The 17,831-nt window shown below is 38.4% G+C and carries 15 protein-coding genes; 12 read left to right on the top strand and 3 right to left on the bottom strand.

From position 1 onward, the window contains the following. Positions 1–3 precede the first annotated feature (3 nt). Positions 4–1,950, bottom strand: coding sequence for a 1,4-alpha-glucan branching protein GlgB (gene glgB / locus HHL23_RS10160; RefSeq protein WP_185194869.1), 1,947 nt, complete (start codon positions 1,948–1,950; stop codon positions 4–6). 203 nt (positions 1,951–2,153) lie between these two features. On the opposite strand from glgB, the gene HHL23_RS10155 reads away from it, so the two are divergent. From HHL23_RS10155 to HHL23_RS10115, 9 genes are all read left to right on the top strand, one after another. Continuing rightward, complete coding sequence (locus HHL23_RS10155; protein ID WP_169234690.1) at positions 2,154–3,275, top strand: alpha/beta hydrolase-fold protein; 1,122 nt, start codon at positions 2,154–2,156, stop codon at positions 3,273–3,275. Positions 3,276–3,279: 4 nt separating this feature from the next. Beyond that, positions 3,280–4,695 carry a leucyl aminopeptidase family protein gene (locus HHL23_RS10150; protein WP_169234689.1) on the top strand — a complete coding sequence of 472 codons (1,416 nt, stop codon included), beginning with the start codon at positions 3,280–3,282 and terminating at the stop codon, positions 4,693–4,695. A 140-nt stretch (positions 4,696–4,835) separates the two neighbouring features. Further along, the gene (locus tag HHL23_RS10145) at positions 4,836–6,047 is read left to right on the top strand and encodes an ATP-grasp domain-containing protein (protein WP_169234688.1); all 1,212 of its coding nucleotides are present in this window, start codon (positions 4,836–4,838) and stop codon (positions 6,045–6,047) included. A gap of 27 nt (positions 6,048–6,074) precedes the next feature. Then, positions 6,075–6,788, top strand: a complete 714-nt coding sequence (locus HHL23_RS10140) for an alpha/beta hydrolase-fold protein (RefSeq protein WP_169234687.1) — start codon at positions 6,075–6,077, stop codon at positions 6,786–6,788. 60 nt (positions 6,789–6,848) lie between these two features. Beyond that, the gene (locus HHL23_RS10135; RefSeq protein ID WP_169234686.1) at positions 6,849–7,802 is read left to right on the top strand and encodes an ATP-grasp domain-containing protein; all 954 of its coding nucleotides are present in this window, start codon (positions 6,849–6,851) and stop codon (positions 7,800–7,802) included. 31 nt (positions 7,803–7,833) lie between these two features. Further along, positions 7,834–8,952 (top strand): carboxylate-amine ligase, encoded by a 1,119-nt coding sequence (locus tag HHL23_RS10130; protein WP_169234685.1) that lies wholly within the window; start codon positions 7,834–7,836, stop codon positions 8,950–8,952. A gap of 35 nt (positions 8,953–8,987) precedes the next feature. Then, entirely contained in the window at positions 8,988–9,821 is an 834-nt protein-coding gene (locus tag HHL23_RS10125; RefSeq protein WP_169234684.1) for a type 1 glutamine amidotransferase, read from the top strand. A 186-nt stretch (positions 9,822–10,007) separates the two neighbouring features. Next, positions 10,008–11,192: a hypothetical protein gene (locus tag HHL23_RS10120; protein ID WP_169234683.1), complete on the top strand. Its 1,185-nt coding sequence runs from the start codon at positions 10,008–10,010 to the stop codon at positions 11,190–11,192. 55 nt (positions 11,193–11,247) lie between these two features. Next, positions 11,248–11,742 (top strand): MepB family protein, encoded by a 495-nt coding sequence (locus HHL23_RS10115; RefSeq protein WP_194306293.1) that lies wholly within the window; start codon positions 11,248–11,250, stop codon positions 11,740–11,742. A gap of 115 nt (positions 11,743–11,857) precedes the next feature. Here the strand turns inward: HHL23_RS10115 and cphA are convergent, their stop codons facing one another. After that, positions 11,858–14,488 carry a cyanophycin synthetase gene (gene cphA, locus HHL23_RS10110; protein WP_169234682.1) on the bottom strand — a complete coding sequence of 877 codons (2,631 nt, stop codon included), beginning with the start codon at positions 14,486–14,488 and terminating at the stop codon, positions 11,858–11,860. Between the two features lie 197 nt (positions 14,489–14,685). Between cphA and HHL23_RS10105 the strand changes: the two genes are divergently transcribed. From HHL23_RS10105 to HHL23_RS10095, 3 genes are all read left to right on the top strand, one after another. Beyond that, a complete protein-coding gene (locus HHL23_RS10105) occupies positions 14,686–15,576 on the top strand; it encodes a cyanophycinase (RefSeq protein WP_394354153.1) in 891 nt (296 codons plus the stop codon). A 107-nt stretch (positions 15,577–15,683) separates the two neighbouring features. Continuing rightward, positions 15,684–16,526 carry an isoaspartyl peptidase/L-asparaginase gene (locus HHL23_RS10100; protein WP_169234681.1) on the top strand — a complete coding sequence of 281 codons (843 nt, stop codon included), beginning with the start codon at positions 15,684–15,686 and terminating at the stop codon, positions 16,524–16,526. Positions 16,527–16,629: 103 nt separating this feature from the next. Next, entirely contained in the window at positions 16,630–16,866 is a 237-nt protein-coding gene (locus HHL23_RS10095) for a YtxH domain-containing protein (protein WP_169234680.1), read from the top strand. Positions 16,867–16,957: 91 nt separating this feature from the next. Here the strand turns inward: HHL23_RS10095 and HHL23_RS10090 are convergent, their stop codons facing one another. Beyond that, on the bottom strand, positions 16,958–17,749 hold the full coding sequence (locus HHL23_RS10090) for a class I SAM-dependent methyltransferase (RefSeq protein ID WP_185194868.1): 792 nt from the start codon (positions 17,747–17,749) through the stop codon (positions 16,958–16,960). Positions 17,750–17,831: the final 82 nt, after the last annotated feature.

Genomic DNA, 17,831 nt, shown 5'->3' with positions numbered 1-17,831 from the left:
GATTTATTTCTTATGCTTTATTCTGTGTAATTTATACTTTTTATCTTTTTTCAGTCTTAGAATGATTCCCGCCAGTGGAGGAAGTTTTATGGTAATGGATTTTGGATGCTCCATCCATTCTTCATGTTTTTCACTCAAAATGTCGGCATCTGTACCGCTTCCATTGTATTTGTTGTCATCAGAATTGAGAATAACTTCCCAATGGGTTCCTGCATTTACTCCAATTTTATATTCCAAAACCTGTGGGGTCAGATTCAAAACGACCATCAAAACATCATCTCTTTTTTCACCTTTTCTCAGATAGACATAGACAGAATTCTCAAGATCATCAGCTTCTACCCACTCAAAACCGCTCTTATTAAACTGATTTTCATAGAAAGCAGATTCATCACGATAAAGATGATTCAAATCTTTTATGAGGCTTTGTATTCCTTTATGAATCGGATACTCCAGGAGGTGCCAGTCTAGGCTGCGGGTGAAATTCCATTCACCAGTTTGCGCAAATTCATCTCCCATAAAGAGGAGTTTGGCTCCCGGATGGGTATACATATACACGTAAAGCGCACGGAGATTGGCGAATTTCTGCCATTCATCACCCGGCATTTTATAGATTAAACTTGCTTTTCCGTGAACCACTTCATCATGTGACAATGGCATCATATAATTTTCATTATACATATACACGGAAGCAAATGTAATTTTATGGTGATGGTATTTCCTGTTTTCAGGAGCTTCTTTAAAATAATCCAGCGTATCATGCATCCATCCCATCATCCATTTCATTCCAAAACCTACTCCCCCGTCATGAACAGGCTTGGTAAGCAAAGGAAAATCTGAACTTTCTTCAGCAATCGTAATGATACTATCTCCAAATTCTTTATAAACCGCTGTATTAAATTCCTGAAGAAAAGCTTTCGCTTCAAGGTTTACATTTCCACCTTCTATATTAGGTTCCCACTCTCCTTCATTTCTCGAATAATCAAGATGAAGCATTGATGTAACGGCATCTACACGAAGTCCGTCGGCATGATACCGTTCCAGCCAGAACATCGCATTGGAGATCAAAAAAGATTTAACTTCATTCCTGCCATAGTTGAAAATATAGGATTTCCAGTCGGGATGAAAGCCTTTCCTAGGATCTTCATGTTCATAAAGGTAAGAACCGTCAAAACGGTGAAGTCCGTTGGCATCTCCCGGAAAATGGGAAGGCACCCAATCCAAAATAACCCCAATGTCATTTTTATGAAGCTGATCAATCAGAAACATCAAATCCTGCGGAGAACCAAAACGGGAAGTAGCAGCATAGAACCCGGTAATCTGATATCCCCAGCTCGGATCATACGGATATTCCATAACAGGCATAAATTCTACATGGGTAAAGCCCATCTCCTTAGCATAAGGAACTAATTTTTCAGCAATATCTCTGTAATTGAGATATTTATCGGGAGCACCACCCTGCCTTACCCATGAACCTAAATGAAGTTCGTAAACAGATATCGGGGCATCCAGACTGTTATTTCTCCATCGCTTTTCCATCCAGTCTTCATCACTCCATTCATACCAGGTCGTGGAAACCAGTGAGGCTGCCTGCAAATTTTGCTCCCAGCTCAAAGCATAGGGATCACTTTTCTCAAGAATTTCGCCTCTGGCCGTTTCTATAGCATATTTATATAAAGTACCCCAGGTGAGTCCGGTAATAAAACCTTCCCAAATCCCGGATCCATCCCATCGGGGAAAGAGAATATGATCCTGATGATTCCAGTTATTGAAATTCCCTATGACGGAAACTTTTTTTGCATAGGGAGCCCAAACCGAAAAATAGACGCCTTTTACACCGTCTTTTTCAACAGAATGTGCACCAAATTTCCCATACAGCTTATAATGTCTTCCTTCTTTGAAAAGGTAGACATCATGGTCCGTAAACAGTGTATAGGTTTTAACAGAATTCATCAAGATATTATTGTACTTTATTTTTCTTTGAAACTACGAAAATTCCCTGCAATAATGGTTAATAATTAATCAAATTATTATTATGTTAATTACTACCTTTTTGGCACATTAATCAAATATATTATTTTTTACATTCATTTTTTTATGATTTTAAAACAATCTTTTTTATAAATTTAGCTACCAATTTATATTAAACACATAGGATGAGGTTTGAACTTTATAGCGAAGAAAGCGACGACAGAACGGTGTACATCACCGGAAATTTTAACAACTGGAACCCCAGAGACTCCAATTATCAGCTTAAACAGCTGGATCCGAACAATTATTTCATAGAAATCGACAGTGAAATTCTTCCCGATACCGTGGAATACAAATTCACAAAGGGAGGCTGGGAAAACGTGGAACTCGATAAGTACGGAAATATCACACCCAACCGCAAAGCTGAAAAAGCAAAGGGGAAAACATCAGATATCATTGAAAAATGGAGGCTCAACTGGGGTCCTTTCAAAAAAGAGTTTTTTCCGATTGCAGAAGTTATTTCTGACGAATTCTATATTCCTCAACTTGAACGGTACCGAAAAGTATGGGCAGTTCTTCCGTATGATTATTATGTTGCCGACAAAAGCTATCCTGTGCTTTATCTTCAGGATGCCCAAAACCTTTTTAATGAAGGAAGCGGCTACGGAAACTGGGAAATCGATAAAAAACTATCTATCCTTGCGGAATACGGCCGTGGTGACGTTATTATTATTGCCATAGAACATGGTAGTGAAGAACGCATCAAGGAATACATCTTTGATAACGACAATGTCGCCAATGGATCGGAGGGCAAAAAGTACATTCGCTTCATTACAGACACACTGAAGCCTTTTGTGGATGAACATTACCGTACCAAGAAAGATCGTGACAATACAGGAATCGGAGGCAGCTCTTTGGGCGCTTTGATCAGTATTTACAGTGGATTCCTCTATCCGGAGGTTTATTCTAAACTGCTGATTTTCTCCCCTTCGCTTTGGGTGGAGCCTAATAATAATTTTCCAATGATGAACTTCAGAGTTCCTTTTAAAACAAAGATCTACCTCTACGGTGGCGGTCAGGAAGGTTCTAAAATGGTAAAAAGAATCCATGTTTTTGAAGAATATTTAAAACGTTGGGAAAAGAAGAATCTTTTTGATTTTGAATTTAAAACCAGTATCAATCCGGAAGGAACCCACAGTGAATTTTACTGGTCACAGGAGTTCCCGAGAGCCATTGAATGGCTGTTCTATGACAACATAGAAAACCCGGTAGAAGTAAAACCACAACAACAGAGCATTAAAAATTAAGCTTATGAAATTAATCAACAAAAAAAATAAAAACTACACCCAGATCTTTCAACTTTTTACGGAAGAAGAATGGACAAAATCCGGCAAAAATTACAATAAAAATGTGGCTTCTTTTTTCTCCGGAAAGAAAAATGAGGTATTCATTCATACGGATACCCAAAGTATTACTTATCTGATCGGTTTAGGAAAATCTGCGCTTCAGAATTTCGAAATCCAGCAGGTAGCTGTTAAATTTTCTCAAACGCAGAAAGAAAAGCTTCAGGCCATTCCTACCCTTGTTTTGGCAGATTTCCTGAAAGAAAAACAATTTGAGGAGTTTGTCAAAGGTTTACTTTTAGGGACATACAGCTATCCTTTTGATAAAAAACATGCGTTCTGGAACGCCAAATTTGAGATTCATTTTGAAAATTTAAGTCAGAAAAAATTAGATGCGATAAGTTCAAAAGCTGAAGCACTGGCTAACGGACAAACGGCCTGCCAGGAATGGCTGAACAAACCTGCCAACCTTAAAAAACCGGATATTTTAAGTCTGTATCTTAAAAATTTAGCAAAGAAATACGATTTAAAATACACGGCATTCAATAGAAAAAAATGTGAGGAACTGGGCCTTGGCGCTTACTTATCGGTCAATCAGGGAAGTGCATATGACGCTGCTTTCACAATCATAGAATACAAAACCACCGTTAAAAATGCCAAAACATTTGGCCTGGTAGGAAAATGCGTCCTTTTTGATACAGGAGGTATTTCCCTGAAGAACCCGGACAATATGCACTATATGAAGTCTGATATGGGCGGTGCTACTGCAGTTATAGGAACACTGATCTATGCTGCAGAAATGAAACTTCCGGTGAATATCGTTGCGGTACTTCCTATAACGGACAATGTTATTTCTGAAAATGCTTTCCTTCCAAGCGACGTTATCACGGCTTATAACGGAAAAACCATTGAAGTATTGAACACAGATGCAGAAGGTAGAATGATCCTTGCAGACGGACTTTCTTATCTGTCCAAAAACTATAAAACAGATTTCCTTATTGATCTTGCTACTTTGACGGGAAGCTCCGTCCGAATGTTTGGAGATACTTGTGGTGCAATGTTTTCCAATAATGATGATCTGAAAAACCTTCTGATAAAAACCGGAGATATTACTAATCAGAGGGTATGGAATCTACCTCTTTGGGATGTCTGGAAAGATGATATCCAGTCTGACGTCGCAGACCTTAAAAACATCTCGATGAAACCGATTGGTGACTGTATTGTGGCTGCTAAATTTTTGGAACAGTTTATTGAAAACCATCCTAAATGGGCGCATCTGGATATCGCAGGCGTTGCTTTCGGAAATACGGGATATGCAAAGGAAAAAGCAGCAACCGGCTTTGGAGTACAGCTACTGGCCGATTTAATTGAAAATTATCACTAAAAATTAGTTTTTTTCAAAATTTCTCTGTATACTTGATTATAGATTCTCAAAAACGTAGTTTATTTCTATTTTTAATACCAATTAATCAATAGAAATTTACTTTCATATTTGATAATTTACTAAAAATAAAAAAACATTATATGGAGGAGAAAATTATAGTATGTATTTCGTGCTATTACAAGGGCTATGACTTCATGGATGAAATGAAGAAGCTTGGCAATAAAATAATCTTAGTAACATCAGAGAGTTTTAAAGAAAAAAACTGGCCCTGGCATGCTATTGACGAGGTCTTTTACATGACTGAGCTAAAGCCTTCTGTCTGGAATCTGGAGCATCTTGTTCAAGGGTTTTCGCATCTGATGAAAACCCGTAAAATACATGCCGTAGTGGCACTTGATGATTATGATGTAGAAAAAGCTGCATTGATCAGAGAGACATTCCGTATTCCCGGAATGGGTCAAACTACACACAGGTATTTCAGAGATAAGCTGGCCATGCGTCAAAAAGCAAAAGATTCAGAAATCAGTGTTCCGGAGTTTACGGCCGTTTTCAATAATGATGAAGTCAACAACTTTACAGAAAAGGTTCCTGCCCCATGGGTATTAAAACCACGTTCGGAAGCATCCGCATCGGGCATTAAAAAGTTTTCATCCAAAGATGAGCTTTGGGCTGAACTGGATGCGCTCGGAGAGGAACGTCATCTGTTTTTGCTCGAAAGCTTTAAGCCGGGAGATGTTTACCATGTAGACAGCCTGACTTTTAATAAAGAAATTGTTTTTACCTCTGCTTCCAAATATCTGGCCCCACCTATGCAGGTTTCTCATGAAGGTGGCGTGTTCAGATCGAAAACATTGGGAAGATATTCTGAGGAATTTAAAGCGCTTGATGAGGTCAATGCAAAGGTTCTTTCCAGTTTTGGACTTCTCAACGGAGCTACCCACACTGAATTTATCCGGGGAAAAGCTGATGGAAAATGGTATTTTCTTGAAACCTCTTCCAGAGTTGGTGGTGCACACATTCCCGATCTTGTTGAAGCTTCAAGCAATATTAATATCTGGCGCGAATGGGCAAAAATTGAAGATGCCCTGCTGCGTGGAAACAGCTACCAAACCTCAAAACCTACAGGGTACTATTCAGGACTTATCGTTGCCCTGATCAAGGACAAACATCCAGATTACAGTGTATTTGAAAGTGAAGAGGCTATAAAGTTTCTTCCAATCGATCACCACGTTGGAATTGTCTACAAATCCAGTGATCCGGATATTATACAGGAAAGATTAGACAGCGCTGCAGAAAAAATTCAGGCAGAAATGCTGAATATTCTGCCGCCTAAAAGTAAACTGACAAGCTAAACACATTATAATCAAAGAAATTTATCAATGCCGCATATAGAACATACAGATTATTATTCGAATATATTAGGAACAAGTCTTAAGGTAGAAGTTACAGGACATTATGGTCATCCGATCATTATGTTTCCGACTTCTCAGGGACAGTACACCCAAAATCATGATTTCCATCTTAACGGAAGCATCAATTGGTTTATAGAACAAGGGAAAGTAAAGCTTTATAATGTTCAGACCATTGACGCGTGGAGTTTCTATGATGAAAAGATTTCACCCCAGAAAAGGATAAAGAATTATGAGCTGTATATGCAGTTCCTGATTCAGGAATTTATCCCATACATCCAGAAGATCCACAAGACACACCGTGTAGCGGTAGCCGGAGCAAGTTTCGGAGGTTATCATGCCGCCAATTTTGCTTTCAGGTTTCCGGATGTAGTTTCTCATCTATTTTGTCTTTCGGGGGCATTCAGCATCAGAAATTTTATGGATGGATATTCGGATGAGCTGGTCTATTTTAACTGTCCGAAGGAATTTGTCAAGAATGATGAAGCATGGAAATACAAGCATATGCACATTGTTCTGAGCACTTCCGACCAGGACATCTGCAAGGATAAAAATCTTGAAATGGCAGAGATCTTGAAGGCAAAAGGAATAGATTTCTGGTACGACGAAAAAAAATGGATCAATCACGACTGGCCATTATGGAGAATGGTATTTCCTACATTTATAGGTGCTTTTTTTTCATAAAAAACAGTACATTTAAGAAGATAAAATAATAACACATATACCAATTTAAAAACAGAAATTATGGCAAAAAAAGTGGGAATTCTATTCGGTATGGAAGATACATTTCCTTGGGCGTTTATCGACAAGGTGAATGAACTGGGTGGCGGAGAAATCATTGCTGAACCGGTAAATATCGACAAACTAGAACAAGGTGCTGATTACGGCTATGCAGTAATTATCGACAGAATTTCGCAGGATGTTCCTTTTTACAGAGCTTATTTGAAAAATGCAGCACTTAACGGAACTTATGTAATTAATAATCCGTTCTGGTGGAGTGCAGATGAAAAGTTTTTCAATAATGCACTGATGTCAAAATTAGGAATTCCACTTCCTAAAACGGTACTGCTTCCTTCACACGAAAGACCTTCAGACACTTCAGAAACATCATTCAGAAACCTTAAATTTCCTCATGACTGGGAATACATTTTCGAATATGTTGGTTTTCCTGCGTATATGAAACCCCATGACGGCGGTGGCTGGAAAAGCGTATACAGGGTGGAAAATCCGGATGATCTTTGGAATAAATTAAGCGAGACCGAACAGTTGGTAATGATGGTTCAGGAAGAAATTGTTTTTGACGATTATTACAGGGTTTACTGTCTGGGCAAAAAATACGTTCACATTATGCCGTATGAACCGCGTAATCCTCACCATTTGAGATATGCTACAACGCATCAGACTCAGGGACAAGAACTGGAGAAATTATTAAAAACGATCCATGATTACACAATCACCATGAACGAAGCGCTTGGGTACGATTTCAACACGGTAGAATTTGCTATCAGAGACGGAATTCCATATGCTATCGATTTCTGTAACCCAGCTCCTGATGCGGACAGAAATTCTGTTGGCGAAGACAACTTTGCCTGGATTGTAGAGCATTCTGCTAAACTTGCTATTGAAAAAGCTAAAGAATACGTTCCCGGAAAACCTAATATTTCATGGGGTACTTTTGTAAAAGACTCAGTAAAATAAACATTAAAAAAACAAAAAAACACGAAAAAAAATGCATCAATTTACTATTGGAATCGAAGAAGAATATCAGATCATTGATGTTGAAAGCAGAGACTTAATATCTCATGTTTCGAAAATTATTGAGGGTGGCAAAGCGGTTTTAAGTGAAAATTTAAAGCATGAAATGCACGAATCCATGATTGAAATGGAAACCGGCATCTGTCAGAATATCAAAGAAGCCAGGGAAGAACTGACTAACCTGAGAAGACATTTAATCAATACAGCCCATGAACAAGGACTTCGGGTTTCCGGAGGAGGAACACACCCTTTTTCAAACTGGGAACATAATACCATTACTAACGGTGAACGTTACAATAAAATTGTAGATGATATGGGTGATGTTGCCCGCGGAAATTTAATTTTTGGGCTCCATGTACATATCGGAATCCCCAACCGTGAAGAAGGCGTAAGAATTCAGAATGTGATGCGTTATTTCCTTCCGCACGTCTATGCCCTTTCTACAAACTCACCTTTCTGGATAGGAAGAAATACTGGTTTCAAATCTTACAGACAGGAAATTTTTGTGAAATTCCCAAGAACCGGTATTCCCAGCTATTTCAATTCACTGGCTGAGTTTGACAGTTATGTAGAACTTCTGGTAAAAACAGGAACAATAGATAATGCCAAGAAAATATGGTGGGATCTTCGTGTGCACCCATTCTACCCTACCATTGAGTTTAGAATTTGCGACATGCCTTTACGAATAGAAGAAACGGTTTGTATGGCTGCCATCATGCAGTGTCTGGTCGCCAAAATCTATAAACTTCATCAGCAGAATTTAAGTTTCAGAAGCTACAGAAGACTGTTGCTCAACGAAAATAAATGGAGAGCTTCCAAAAGTGGTATCGAGGCCCATCTTATCGATTTCGGAAAAGAAGAATCTGTTCCTTATCCGCATTTGTTGAAGGAACTTCTGGAATTCATTGATGATGTTGTTGATGAGCTCGACTGCAGAAAAGAGGTTGAGTACGCATGGACCATTTTGGAAAACGGAACAGGAGCCGACAGACAACTTAAAGTATTTAATGAAACAGGCGATCTTACCAAAGTAGTGGATTATATGATCTCTGAAACGGAGTATGGCATAACACATGGCGAAATGTCTTCATAATATTTTTGGTAACTTTGTAAAAAATATGAAGTAGTATGAAAGATATTCGAATCGCTCTGGTGGATATGAACAACAACCATGTCAATCAAGGCTTTAGAAATATTAAAGAGATTTCGGAAGCATTCCAGAAAAGCTCTGAAGAAAATGTAATCATCAAAACATTTGATGTAAGGTTCAAGAATGAAATGCCGGACATTGAAGATTTTGACATTTTTATCTCTTCAGGCGGGCCGGGAAATCCACACAGAGAAGGCTTGGAGTGGGAAGACAGATATGCAGGTTTTCTGGATGCTGTTCTGGAACACAACAAGTACAATGAGGATAAAAAATATCTATTTCTGATCTGCCATTCATTCCAATTGGCAAGTATCCACTGGAAACTGGGTAATATCTGCAAGAGAAGATCTTATTCTTTCGGGGTAATGCCGGTCCACAAAACAGAGGAAGGCGAGAAGGAATTTTTATTCAAAAACCTTCAGGATCCTTTCTATGCTGTTGATTCAAGAGCTTATCAGTTCATCGAACCCAATATAGACCGTTTTGAGGAGTTGGGTATGGAAATTATGGCTATCGAGAAATCCAGACCCCATATCAATCTTGAAAGAGCTGTAATGGCAGTCCGTTTCTCTGATGAAATATTTGGAACACAGTTCCATCCGGAAGCTGATCCAAAAGGCATGATTGAAAACCTGAAAGACGAGAAAAATAAAACGGCAATGATCGAGAACTTTGGAATGGAAAAGTATCTTGAAACGGTAGACAGAATCGATGATGAAGACAAGATCATTCTTACCAGAAGCCAGATCCTGCCAAGATTTCTTCAGTCAGCAAAAAAAAACATTCTGAAAGGAAGTAAAGTTTTGGCTTAATCCTTTTTATACAATAAATGCTTCGGCTCCGCCCGGCAGGGCAATGCTAAAAAACAGTTAGCATCAGAGATGTCATACTGAGCGGGTCAAAGCATCATTAATAGAATGATATTGTATTAACCACAATACACTAAAATCGGGCAATCACTGTTCGATTTTTTAAAATCAAACCACAAAGAAAAAAATATGATCCCAAAATATAGAAAACAATTCAACCAGGAGTTTTCCCAGGAAAAATACGAACAGCTTAAAGAGCGCCTTGCTCAGAAAGGAGGTATTGCACCTGCATTCAGAATTTCAGAAAGTCCGCTTTTTCTTTCTCATGAATTTAAAAATAAACTTCTTGATGCCAGCGACAGTATTATAGACCAAATCAAGGAACTTCCTGCTGAGAATCTTTATAAGGCCGTTCCTGAAAATTGCAGGGTTCCCAACGACACTCTTCAACCCCATTTTTTCACGATAGATTTCGGAATCTGCAGAAGTGAAAACGGAGAAATAGAACCACAACTGATAGAGCTGCAGGCTTTTCCATCACTATATGCCTTTCAGAAAACTTTTGAAGAAACCTTTTGTGAGTTCTACCCTTTTCTTTCGGAGCTCAGAAACAAAATGCCTGATGATGAATTCACAAATCATTTAAAAAAACTGATCATAGGAGACGAAAATCCTGAACATGTTATTCTTCTTGAAATATTTCCGGAGAAACAGAAAACAGCAATAGATTTTACATTAACAGAAAAGTTATTAGGGATAAAAACCGTATGCCTTACGAAAGTAAAAAAAGAAGGCCGAAAGCTCTTCTATGAAAACGATGGACAACTTGTTGAGATCAAAAGAATCTATAACCGTGTCATCTTTGATGAGCTGGACAGAATTCCAGATTTAAAAGCAGGATTTGATTTCCGTGAAGATATTGACGTAAAATGGATCACGCACCCCAACTGGTTCTTTAAAATCTCTAAATTCCTTCTACCAATGCTGAAGCATCAGTTTGTTCCGAAAAGTTATTTTCTGCATGAATTTCCGGAGCATGAAAATCTTGACAACTTTGTTCTGAAACCTTTGTTTTCGTTTGCAGGAAGTGGTGTTAATTTAAATCCTACAAAAGAAATCACAGAGGCTATTGAAGATAAAGAAAACTATATTTTACAGAGAAAAGTAACTTACGAGCCTATTTTTGAAGATATTAACGGAGAGTTTTCAAAAGCAGAGATCCGACTGCTGTATTTATGGCATGAAGATGAGGAACGCCCTATTCTTCTGGAAAATCTGGGAAGAATGACAAAAGCAGCTATGGTGAATGTAGATTTTAACAAGAAAGATGCCATATGGATCGGAAGTTCTAATGCATTTTTTGTTGAGGAATAAACTGAACACCGATCTAATAAACAAAACAACCATCTTTAAATCTGAGAGATCAATAATGACCCTTAAAAATGTTGATGAAACAATTTTTCAGCCGCTTGGACTGAAACTTTTACATGCAGAGGAAGATAAAGAATCCAGAGAGTATTCCGGCTGTAGTTTTGTATTAAATGGTTTGAATATTAAATTCCGTACGTCTAAAATAACGCCGACTAAAACCGGTCAGTTCGTCACCATCTGGAAACGGAATGAAGGCGGAGAAACGGCTCCATTTGATTCGGATGATCCCTTTGATTTCTATTTGATCTCTGCATCACAAGATGATGACAAAGGCATTTTTATCTTCCCGAAGGAAATACTTGTCGAAAAAGCAATTTTGTCTCACGGAAACAGGATTGGAAAAAGAGGAATCAGGGTCTATCCAGGCTGGGATCTTACGGAAAGTAAACAGGCTCAAGCTACCCAAAAATGGCAGACTGTATATTTTATTGATGTTTCTCAAAGCCCGGAATCGTATCTTCAAAAAGCTAAATTATTATTTGATTTGAAATAAAAGTTGTTTAATCTGTCTGTTTTTCAAAGCAAATACTGATCTTAAAACTAGATATTTAAAATAAAAAAAAACGGCTGAAAATTCAGCCGTTTTTTGTATAATAGATTAGTTTACTTTATGAATTTTTATCGTCTTCGAGAATTTCCCTTGCCTGATATTCCTGTACAAGGTCGATTGCATTCGAAATAACATCACTTAAAGCGGTAATAAAAGTTCCGTCTTCAGCCATTCCCATAGCATGTTTTAAGGCTTCTATTTCTTTAGGAATGATCTCATAGCTTACATCTCTTCCAGCTTCGTTGATCCCGTCGATAATGAGCCCGTTGATCTCTTCTTCCGTCCGTCCTCTCAGGTGCTTTTCGTTTCTGATGATGATATAATCAAACATTCTTCCTGCTATTTTTCCGCACTCTCTGATATCACTGTCACGTCTGTCTCCTACTCCTGAAATAATACCTATTTTCTTTGTAGCTTCTACATTTTTCAGATAATCTTCGATGGCCTCATAACCGGAAGGATTGTGTGCAAAGTCAATCAACACCTTAAAGCTTTTGAATTTAAAAATATTCAGTCTTCCCGGTGTAAGCTGCGCACTTGGAATAAAAGTTCTCAGAGAATTGGAAATATCTTCAATTCCGAAACCATAAAGGTAACTCGCTAAACTTGCTGCCAAAACATTTTCGATCATAAATCGGGCCTTTCCCTCCATAGTAATCGGGAAGTCCTTAGCTTTTCCTATTCTGATTTTCCAGTCTCCTTTTTTGATGGTTACAAAACCTTCTTCATAAATGCAGGTGATCCGTCCTTCTTTAGCAAATTTTACAATATGAGGATTATTTTCATCCATACTGAAGATCGCGATATTGCTGTCGATATCATTCATGATCTTCATTGAATATTCATTGTCGGCATTCAGTACGCTCCATCCGTTTTTCTTCACACTGTCCAGAACGACTCTTTTTACCTTGGTAAGGTCTTTCAGGTTGTGAATGTCATTTAATCCTAAATGGTCTTCCTCAATATTGGTCAGAACCCCGATGTCACATTGTGAAAACCCTAGTCCCGAACGAAGAATACCGCCTCTGGCAGTTTCCAGAACCGCAAATTCAACGGTAGGATCTTTTAAAACAAATTCAGCAGAAAGCGGCCCTGTAGTGTCTCCTTTTGTCAACATGGTATTTTGAATATAAATACCGTCTGAAGTCGTGAAACCTACTCTATAGCCGTTGCTTTTTACGATATGCGAGATCAGTCTCGTTGTCGTTGTTTTACCATTCGTTCCTGTCACGGCAATAATAGGAATGGTATAAGGTTTTCCGGGAGGATACAGCATGTCTACCACCGGAGCAGCTACATTTCGGGGAAGACCTTCGCTTGGCGCCAGGTGCATTCTGAATCCCGGTGCTGCATTCACTTCAATAATGGCAGCTCCGCTCTCTTTCAGGGGCTGTGTAAGGTTTTCAGCCATAATATCAATACCGCAGACATCCAGACCTATAATCTTAGAGACTCTTTCAGCCATTGTTATATTTTCCGGATGCACCATATCTGTAACGTCTATGGATGTTCCTCCCGTAGAAAGATTAGCCGTTGACTTCAGATACACGATTTCTCCTTTCTGAGGAACCGTTTCAAGGGTATAATGAAGCTTTTCAAGAAGTTCCATGGTATCTTTATCCACTTCTATTTCTGTAAGGACATTTTCATGACCGTATCCTCTTCTCGGATCGCTATTTTCTTTATCTATAAGCTGCTGAAGAGTCATTTCACTGTCACCTACTACATGAGCAGGAACTCTTCTTGCTGCAGCCACCATTTTATTATTAATGACCAACACCCTGAAATCATATCCGGTAATGTATTTTTCTACAATTACTTTTCTTGAATATTTTTGGGCATGTTCCAATCCTATTTTTGCAGCTTCCCAATCGTTTACATTAATGGAAGAACCTTTTCCGTGGTTTCCGTCCAGTGGTTTCAAAACGATAGGATAACCTATTCTTCTTATAACATCATTTAAACCTTCTTCATCTATGATCAGATCTCCAATCGGAACCGGAATGGCAGCATCGTGAAGCATTTTCTTTGTCAGTTCTTTATTGCATGCAATATCTACCGCAATGGAGCTTGTTTTTCCGGTAATAGTAGCCTGAAAACGCTGCTGATTCACCCCGTAACCTAATTGTACCAAAGAGTTTGTTCCTAATCTGATCCACGGAATTCTTCTGGAAACAGCTTCTTCTACGATACTTCCTGTAGAAGGTCCCAGACGGACACGTTCTCTGATTTCCTTCAATTTGTGAATACAAGCCTGGATATCATATTCCTGATCATCGATTAAAGCCTGTGCTATTTTCACAGCTTCTTCACCGGCATAGATCCCGGCATTCTCTTCAATATAATTAAAGACAACATTATATATTCCCGGTGATTTTGTTTCCCTGGTTCTTCCGAAACCTACATCCATCCCTGCCAGCGTCTGTATTTCCAACGCTATATGCTCGATGACATGTCCCATCCAGGTTCCTGTTTCTATCCTATGAAAAAATCCGCCTTCTACTCCTTCTGAACATCTGTGGGTGATCAGAGATGGAATAAGTTTTTGGATTCTTTCTCTGAAACCGTCGATCTTATTCGTTGGATAATTTTCCATTTCTTCCAGATCCAATCTCATCTGTACCAGCTTCTTTCTTCTGATACTCCAGATATTTGGGCCGCGTAGTGCCTGTATCTTCTCAATTTTCATAATCTATTTGCATTTTTATCAGTTAACAATAACTCCTTCAAAAATCAAAGATAATGTAAAACCCTAAACGAAACTATACCACGTTTAAACATTTCTCAAAAAAGAATTAAAATAAATTAACAATCCTAAAACATTAAAAACCATTTAAATGTGGCACAGATTTCGCCAAATGTTAAATATTTTTTAAATTTGCACATATGATGAGACCCGTTGGAAAATTAATTATTATCGGAGGAGCTGTAAACAAAGGAAGCTTTGCAGAAACCGATTTCGATCAGAACATTGAAAAAAACCTTAATTTCTTTGAAAGAGGCATCTTGAGAAAGATCATTAACGAATCAAAGCATAAGGAAAACTCTGTCATCGAAATTGTAACGACAGCCTCCCAAATCCCTCAAATTGTAGGTACCGAATACAAAAAAGCTTTTGAATTTCTCGGTGCTAAAAATGTAAATATCCTTGACATCCACAACCGTGAAGAGGCCAATTCTGATGCTATGGCCGCAAGAGCCAATGCAGCTGATGTGGTAATGTTCACTGGTGGAGATCAGCTTAGGCTGACTTCTATTCTGGGTGGAACAAGATTTCATGATACTATTTTACTAAAATACCAGGAGCAGGATTTCATCTATTCAGGAACTTCTGCAGGTGCTGCCGCCGCTTCTGAAAATATGATTTATCAGGGAAGCAGCTCTGAATCACTTTTAAAGGGAGAGATCAAAACAACACAAGGACTTGGTTTGATCGATAATGTAATCATCGATACGCATTTTGTTCAGCGAGGCAGAATCGGACGTCTTTTCCAGGCGGTTGTCAACAATCCAAGAACATTAGGAATTGGATTGGGTGAAGATACCGGGCTTTTTATCCACGATGATATAATGACTGCTGTAGGTTCCGGACTTGTGATTCTGGTAGACGGAAGATTCATTAAAGATACCAATCTTACCAATATCAATCTGGGCGAACCTATTTCAATCGACAATCTTACTGTACACGTAATGTCTATGAATGACCATTACGATCTTACCACAAAGAAACTTACGATCGAGAATTCTCAGTTTAATCCGATACCGCAGGATAAATAAAAGTTAATGGTAAATGGTAAATGGTGAATGGTGAATTTCACCAGCTAAAATTTTTAACCTTATCTTTAAAATTGACAATTGACTTTCACAATTGACACCTACAACATATGAAAATAATAATCCACGGCGGTTTTTTCTCTGAAAGCGACCAAAGCCATGAAGTAAAAACAGCAAAACAAGATTCTTTACAACATATAACACAGAAAGCCTTTGAGTATCTTCAGTCCCATTCCGCTTTTGATACAGCAGCTTATGCCGTTTCTCTTTTGGAAGACGATCCCTTGTACAATGCGGGTATAGGTTCCCAGATTCAGAGCGATGGTGTGATCCGGATGAGCGCAGCTATCATGGATGGAGAAACTCAGAAGCTAAGCGGTGTCATCAACCTTCAGGATGTCAAAAATCCTATTTTTGTAGCGAAAGAACTGATCAAAGAAGATGACAGGGTTCTTGGCGGAAACGGTGCCAAAACGTATGCATCCGAACATGGCTTTGAAAACTTCTCAACTGAGATTCCTCAAAGAAGAAGTGAGTATGAAGCTAAACTTAAGACCGGCGGAAAAGGAACTGTAGGCTGTGTGGCTCTGGATAAAGAAGGAAAACTGGCCGTAGCGACATCCACTGGCGGAAAAGGTTTTGAGATTCCCGGGAGAATTTCAGATTCAGCCACAGTGGCCGGAAATTATGCCAATTCTATTTGTGCGGTGAGCTGCACGGGCGTAGGAGAAGATATTGTAAGCAATGCCACAGCCGCAAAAATAGTCACCAGAACTACAGATGGGATGAGTCTGGAACAGGCTTTTAATAAGACATTTACGGAACTTAAAACGATTGATGGCTTTGCAGGAGCTATTGCCATTGATAAAGATGGAAATATGTACCATCAGGATTCCTATCCTACGATGGTCTTTGCAAGTTTCGATGGTGAAAGTTTTCAGGTCTTCCAATAATTTTAACATTTTTTTATCATCTGATTGAATTTTTTGGCACGTATTTTACATGTTTATCAGTAACAAATTTTAATTTAAATACAACATTTTAAAAATAGAAATCATGGGAAATAAGACAAAAGGATTATTAGCTTTATTAGGTATCGGTGCAATAGCATTTTGGAAATATAAAAATTCTACTCCTGAAGAGCAACAAGCTGTAAAAGATAAAATCAATACTGCAAAGGATAATTTAAACAAATGGGGAAATGACGTAAAAAGCAAAGCCAATGACGTTGCATCCCAAGTTCAGAACAAAGTAGATGAGGCTAAAACAAAAGCTGAAGATTCTTTAAACTAAGAGCAGATTAGTTTTTTTAACATTCATATATAGAAAGTCATCATAGTCTTAGGATTATGATGACTTTTTTATGGTATAAACAAAAAAAGTTTTACTTCTTCTGCCCTCTCAAGCTATACACCATAGGGATTTTATTCCCTAAATGTAAAATCCTCCATTTTCCCTTTTCAAATTCTTCTACATGATTAAAACACGGATATGGCGACCAGTCAAACTCTTGAAAAATCTCCAGCTCTATCTTGTGATTGATCAAATTCTGCAAAACCTCAGCTAAAGAATGGTTCCACATCACATATTCCTGAACAATATCCGCCGACCTATCTGCATAGGTTCCTTCATAGGTTTCTACAAGAGGCTTTTCATTAAAATAGTTGTAGGCTACTTTTGTAAAATCATCGTCGAACATCCAGACGATAGGATGAAACTCTGCCATCACGAACTTCCCATCCGGTTTTAGAAAATGATTAATCAATCCTGCCCATTTGTCGAGGTCAGGAAGCCAGCCTACTACCCCGTAGCTCGTGTAGACGATATCAAATTTTTCATCCAGAATATCTGACAGACTATAAACATCCGAACAGATAAATTTTGTATCAGTTTCGCACTTCTGTGTAAGATCCTGTGCAGCTTCAATTCCTTTGTCTGACAAATCTACGCCTGTCACGTCCGCTCCCATTCTTGATAGGGAAATAGAGTCCTGTCCAAAATGACACTGCAAATGCAGAATACTTTTACCTCTGACATCTCCTAAAAGATCAAGTTCTATCGAATTGAGTGAACTTCTACCCCGTAAAAATTCATCAACAAAATAAAAATCCGACTTCAGGTGTGGATCTACTTTAGCGTTCCAGGAGTTTTTATTGATTTCTAAGTAGTTTTCCATGGTTTTAATAGTTTAGGCAAATATAGCTAATGTTTTAAATCTTTTTATAGGGATTTACAGAGGTTATTTTGGCTCCCGGTAA

Origin of the sequence: Chryseobacterium antibioticum, assembly GCF_012927325.1 — a bacterium.
Lineage (GTDB): Bacteria > Bacteroidota > Bacteroidia > Flavobacteriales > Weeksellaceae > Chryseobacterium > Chryseobacterium antibioticum.
Note: the sequence above shows the minus strand (reverse complement) of the source record. Positions and strands in the feature narration are given on the sequence as shown.